Here is a 5,254-nt window from a genome sequence, read left to right on the forward strand (position 1 = left end):
ACCGCTGGGCCGGAGGTGCCGCTGGCCATTCCCTATGGCGTCTACGACCTGGGCACCGACGCCGGCTGGGTGAACGTCGGGGTCGACCACGACACCTCGGCGTTCGCCGTCGCCTCGATCCGCCGCTGGTGGGCCGCCCGCGGCGCAGCCGACCATCCGGGCGCAGACCGGCTGCCGATCACCGCCGATGCGGGCGGCTCCAACAGCTACCGCTACCGATTGTGGAAGGCCAAGCTGGCGGCGCTGGCAGCCGAGACCGGCCTGACGATCACGGTCTGCCACTTCCCGCCGGGCACCTCGAAGTGGAACAAGATCGAGCACCGGCTGTTCTCGCAAATCACCATGAACTGGCGCGGCCGGCCGCTGACCAGCCACCAGGTCGTCGTCGCCACGATCGCCTCGACCCGCACCCGCACCGGGCTGCGGGTCGAAGCCGCACTCGACACCGGCAGCTATCCACTCGGAGTCGCCGTTCCCACCGACCAGCTGCGCCGCCTGCCGATCACCGCGCACCCGCAGCGCGGCGCCTGGAATTACACCGTCGCTCCCTCCCGCGCCGGCCAGGTAGGCCCCGTCCGAGCCGAAGAGCGGGACCGCGCCCGCGCCCGGGGGCTGGCGGTCCTCGCCGACTCGCGGTTGACCGGCATGACCAGCGCCGAGCTGGCCGAGCTCGCCGCGGCACAGGCCGCGCAGGCCGCCCAACGCCGCTTCGAGCAGCGCGGCGGGCCGCGGCGTCGCGCGGTCGGCGCCGGCAGCACCGGGCTGCTCACCGAGGTCGACCGAGTGCTGGTCACCATCGTCTATCAGCGCCAGCTCTGCTCGATGAACGTGCTCTCCGACCTGCTCGGGGTCAACGCCAACTCGATCGGCCAAGCCATCGCCGACACCCGCCAGCTGCTGGCCGAGCACGGCCGCGCCGTCGCCCCGAGCACGCTGGGCTTCGCCACCGCCGAGGCGCTCATGGCATCCGCGTCAGGCAGCGGCCAGGAACCGGCCCGGCCGCGGCTGGCCGACCGACTCGCCGACCCGGCGCTGACCGGCATGACGCGAGCCGACCTCACCGCCCTCACCGAGCGGATGGTGCCCGTGCTGGCTGCCCGCGCCGAACGCCATCGGCATCGGCTCCGCCGGCGGCGAACGGCTGCCCAGCACCCGCGGCGGCGTCTTCGCCCAGAAGATCACCGACGCGGAACGGGTGCTGGCCACCGTGCTCCACCGACGCGGCCTGGGCACCCACGACACCGTCGCCGAGCTGTTCGAAGTCAGCCGCCGCACCATCGGAGGTGCGCTGCGCGAAGTCGGTCCGCTGCTGGACCAGAACGGCTACGCCGCCACACCGGCCGCCACCCGGTTCACCACCGCAGCCGAACTCCTCGCCTCCCTGCTCGCCCCGAACGCCGACGACCGCGACACACCGACAAGTTGATTCTTTACAGGCCCAGTGCGTGCGGCACCGCTGCCAGGACGCCCCGGGCAGGGCGGCCCCGATCGCCTCGACCAGCCCACGGTGGGCATCAGAGGTCACCAACTGGACTCCGGTGAGGCCGCGGGCGGTCAGATCGCGGAAGAAGGCCAGCCAGCCGGCGCCGTCCTCGGCGGAGGTGACCTGCAGACCGAGGATGTCCCGATGCCCGTCGGCGTTCACGCCGGTGGCCACCAGCGCGTGCACGTTGACCACCCGCCCGCCCTCACCGACCTTGAGCACCAGGGCGTCGGCGGCGACGAAGGTGTAGGGCCCGGCATCCAGCGGCCGGTGCCGGAACTGCGCCACCTGCTCATCGAGATCCTTCGCCATCTCCGAGACCTGGGACTTGCTCAGCCGGGTGATCCCCAAGCTCTCCACCAGCTTCTCCATCCGCCGGGTCGAGACCCCCAACAGGTAGCAGGTGGCGACCACGGTGGTCAGCGCCCGCTCCGCCCGCCGCCGGCGCTCGATCAGCCAGTCCGGGAAGTAGAACCCCGAGCGCAGCTTCGGGATCGCCACCTCAACGTGCCGGCCCGGGTGTCGAACTCCCGCGACCGGTAGCCGTTGCGGCTGTTCCTCCGCTCGGCCGAGCGGACGCCGTACTCCGCGCCACAGACCGCATCGGCCTCGGCCGACATGAGCGTGTTGATGAACGTGGTCAGCATCTGCCGCAGCAGATCCGGGCTGGCCTGGGCCAGCTGCTCGTGCAGAAAGGCAGTGGGGTCGATACTGCTCGGTGCGGTCATCGCGTCGAACTCCTGAAGGGACTGTGGAAGGTCTCCAGAAGATCACGCGGTGGCCGCCTCGACATTCAAGGCCCGCTACTCACCAGGGCCGTCGTACACCACCCTGGAGGACGCCACTCGCTCGTGCTTGTGGCTGGCAGAGTGCCGCGTTCCTTCCGGCCGGCGAGGACATGGCGGAAGGACGGCTGTGGACATCGACCCATGTCAACGGCGGGCGAAGTCTGACCCCTGGCGGCCTGAGACCCTCTCGTTAGGAGATCGGCTACCGGGCATTCTTTTCACGCTGAGGCGCATGGGAGTGGGCGGGGCGGGCGTCAGCTGGCGCGGCGCCGAACAGGGAAAGGTCACGGTCGGGAACGGCGCCCCCGGTGAGGGCAGCGCCTTGGACGCGGTCCCAGCGGAACCACCTCGGAGCCTGCCGCTGCCGGCGCCAGCCGACCAGATACCAATGGTCGTTGGGGCGCACGATCGAACGTGGTTCGACGTCCCGCCGGGACAGCTGCCCGTGCCGGTCGCGGTAGGTCAGGGCCCTCTGCGGACCCGGCCGGGGCTCCCACGCCCGAGCAGCCCTGCGCCCGGGGTCTGCCTACACCTGGCGGGCGAAGACGATGACGTTGTCGACGTAACTGCCGGCACTGCTGTCGAAGGGGCCGCCGCAGGTGATCAGCCGCAGCTCGGGTCCCGTGGTGTTGCCGTAGACGAGCAGCGTGGGGAAGTCGTCCTTGGGGACGACCCGGATGTCGTAGACCTCGAACGTGGCAACGGATCCGTCCGCGCGGCCGACCTCGACCCGGTCGCCGGCGGTCATCCGGCCCAGGTCGTAGAAGACCGAGGGTCCGTTGGCGGCGCTGTCGACGTGTCCCTCGATCACGGCGGGGCCGGTCTCGCCGGGGCGAGGAGAGTCGCGGAACCAGGCGGCCTTGTCGTAGTCCGGACCCGGCTGTGGCACCTCGAGCGTGCCGTCAGGGTTCAGCCCGACGGTGATGAGTTCGGACTGCACGTCGATGGAGGGGATGTTCACCGAGACTGGCAGCGCCACGGGAGTCGCCGGAGTCGGGCCGGGGTCCGGGGTCTGATGTGTGGCGCTGGGGGCGGGGATGGCGCCCGGGATCGTGGTGTCGGCCGCGGCCGAGGGCGCTGGCGGGTCGGCGTCCTGGCCGAGGATGCCGACGGCCAACGCGGTGCCGCCGCCGAGAAGCAGAAACACCGCGAGGACCACCGAGATCACCGGGCCAGGACGCCGGGCGGGGGAGTCCTGCCCCCGGCGCCCGGCGTCCTCGGTCATCAGTTCTGCGAGGCGAAGCGACGACGCGCGAGGAGGGCGCCGCCGGCAACCGCGAGGGCGCCGGCCCCGATCAGGCCGGCGTGCTCGACACCGGTCGTGGAGCCCGCGCCGGTCTCCACGCCGCCCTGCGGCATGGAGCCCATCTGGGAGGCGTTCAGGACGCCACACAGAGCCGGGTCGGTCGCCTCACCGGGCAGCGACGGGTCGAGGTCGGACGGACCGCGCTCGCCGGCGCTGTAGGTGCCGTCACCGTCGTAGTCCACGCCGTGGACGACGACGGCCGCCTTGCCGTCGAGGATGGCCTGGGCCACCTCCTCGCTGACCTGGACGTCGCCGCGCGAGTACTCGATGTTGTCACCCACGGCGAACCGGTCGACGGCCAGCGCCGAGTCCGGGGAGGTGTCCCCGGTGGTCGTCAGCGACACCACGATTTCGCCGTAGGCCGGGGCACCCTCGGTCGTGGTGAAGAACTCCTGCGGGTCGGTGTTGTCCGCGGCGGTGGGGCACTCGTTGCGGGCGTCCTGGCCGAAGTGGATGTGGGCGGCGTGGGGAGCGCCGGCCAGCAGGCCCTGGGCTGCCAGGGTGAACGACAGGTTGGTGCCGTCGATCTCCACCATGCCCTGGCCGCTGCCACCGGACGGCGCAGCCGGAGTGGGGGACAGGTCGGCCTGGACCGACCCCTCAGCCGCGGCGGCGGGGCCGGCCGTCATGAGCAGGGCCGCCATCCCCAGCACGGGAGCGGCCAGGACGGTGCGGGTGGTGCTCTTCATGGTGTGTCCCTTCTTTCGCCTGCGGGCCCCGGGATGGGAGCTCCGTCGGGTGGTACGACCACGCGGAGTCCGGTGTCACGGGTTGTTCGCACCCCAGGACCCGATCGGTTCGGTCGCGGCCGACCGAGTCGGAACTACGGACAGTGGCGGCCGGCCACCCGGCGAACCAGGCGGTTTCGTCCTTGCGGGTGACGGCCGTGGTGGGGACGGCGACCGGCTGCGCGCGGGCAGCTGTAGGCGCAGCGCCGAACCGTCGAGCCTCACTGCAGAAGGACAAAGTAATCGCTCGGCCGTTGCCCTGTCCTCGCCGCCCGCCGGCTCGTCTCGATCGGCTCCGGCTGGTCCGCGCCCCCTGAACCGCTACCGCCAGCGGCCACTCGTTCTGAAACGAGTTCTTAGGAGGAACGGTCAGCGGCGATGTCGCCGGCGACCTGGCCGTCGGAGGTACGCGTCCCGCCGGGGATCCGTCTGCGGGACGTCTTGACTGGGACCACCGGGGCGCTTCGACTTAAGGCTTGGCCGACCCCTCTGACCCTACCCAGCGCAGTCTCCTGCCAATGGCATGCACGCTTGGACCGCGGGACGGCCCGGAGCGGCTGCTCCGGTGGCGGCGCCTGGATCAGGTCGCGGCCCCTACGGCCGAAATCCGTGATGGCCGGCTGGAAGTTCGTTACCAGTCCGTCCCCGGCGTGCGCGAGGAGCTTGCAAGCCTGGCCACCGCCGAGCAGACGTGTTGCCCTTTCGTGGCTTGGAGCGTCACAACCGTCCCATGGCCAGCCGGTATTGATCGTCACGGCGCCTCCGGAGGCTCCGGACGCGGTCGAGCCAATCGCCGCGATGTTTGGTGCCACCAGACCGAACGGACGACCCTGGCAATAGACGATGGGCCTGTGGTCCCGGTGCGCCGGCTGGCCGACGGATCGTTCCTGTCGGTCATGGGCACGCCGGCAGAGAACGTCCGCCACGGCCAGGCCCGGGCCGCCGGACG

The 5,254-nt window shown here is 71.5% G+C and carries 3 protein-coding genes and 2 pseudogenes; 1 reads left to right on the forward strand and 4 read right to left on the reverse strand.

The annotated features are described in order from the left end of the window. A pseudogene (locus CHB94_RS27000) lies at positions 1–1,426 on the forward strand (ISAzo13 family transposase); the annotation flags it as partial. A 9-nt stretch (positions 1,427–1,435) separates the two neighbouring features. On the opposite strand, the pseudogene CHB94_RS24135 reads toward CHB94_RS27000, so the two are convergent. The 4 genes and pseudogenes from CHB94_RS24135 to CHB94_RS24150 form a co-directional block, all read right to left on the reverse strand. Continuing rightward, positions 1,436–2,211 (reverse strand): annotated as a pseudogene (locus CHB94_RS24135) (IS256 family transposase); the annotation flags it as partial. Between the two features lie 262 nt (positions 2,212–2,473). Further along, positions 2,474–2,737, reverse strand: a complete 264-nt coding sequence (locus tag CHB94_RS26915; protein WP_089339080.1) for a WYL domain-containing protein — start codon at positions 2,735–2,737, stop codon at positions 2,474–2,476. Positions 2,738–2,797: 60 nt separating this feature from the next. Next, a complete protein-coding gene (locus CHB94_RS24145) occupies positions 2,798–3,496 on the reverse strand; it encodes a class F sortase (RefSeq protein WP_089339081.1) in 699 nt (232 codons plus the stop codon). Next, positions 3,496–4,266 carry a CHRD domain-containing protein gene (locus CHB94_RS24150; protein ID WP_217899501.1) on the reverse strand — a complete coding sequence of 257 codons (771 nt, stop codon included), beginning with the start codon at positions 4,264–4,266 and terminating at the stop codon, positions 3,496–3,498. Before CHB94_RS24150 ends, CHB94_RS24145 begins: the two co-directional genes overlap by 1 nt. Between the last annotated feature and the right edge of the window lie 988 nt (positions 4,267–5,254).

It is taken from the genome of Blastococcus mobilis, assembly GCF_900188025.1.
In the GTDB taxonomy this organism is placed as follows: domain Bacteria; phylum Actinomycetota; class Actinomycetes; order Mycobacteriales; family Geodermatophilaceae; genus Blastococcus_B; species Blastococcus_B mobilis.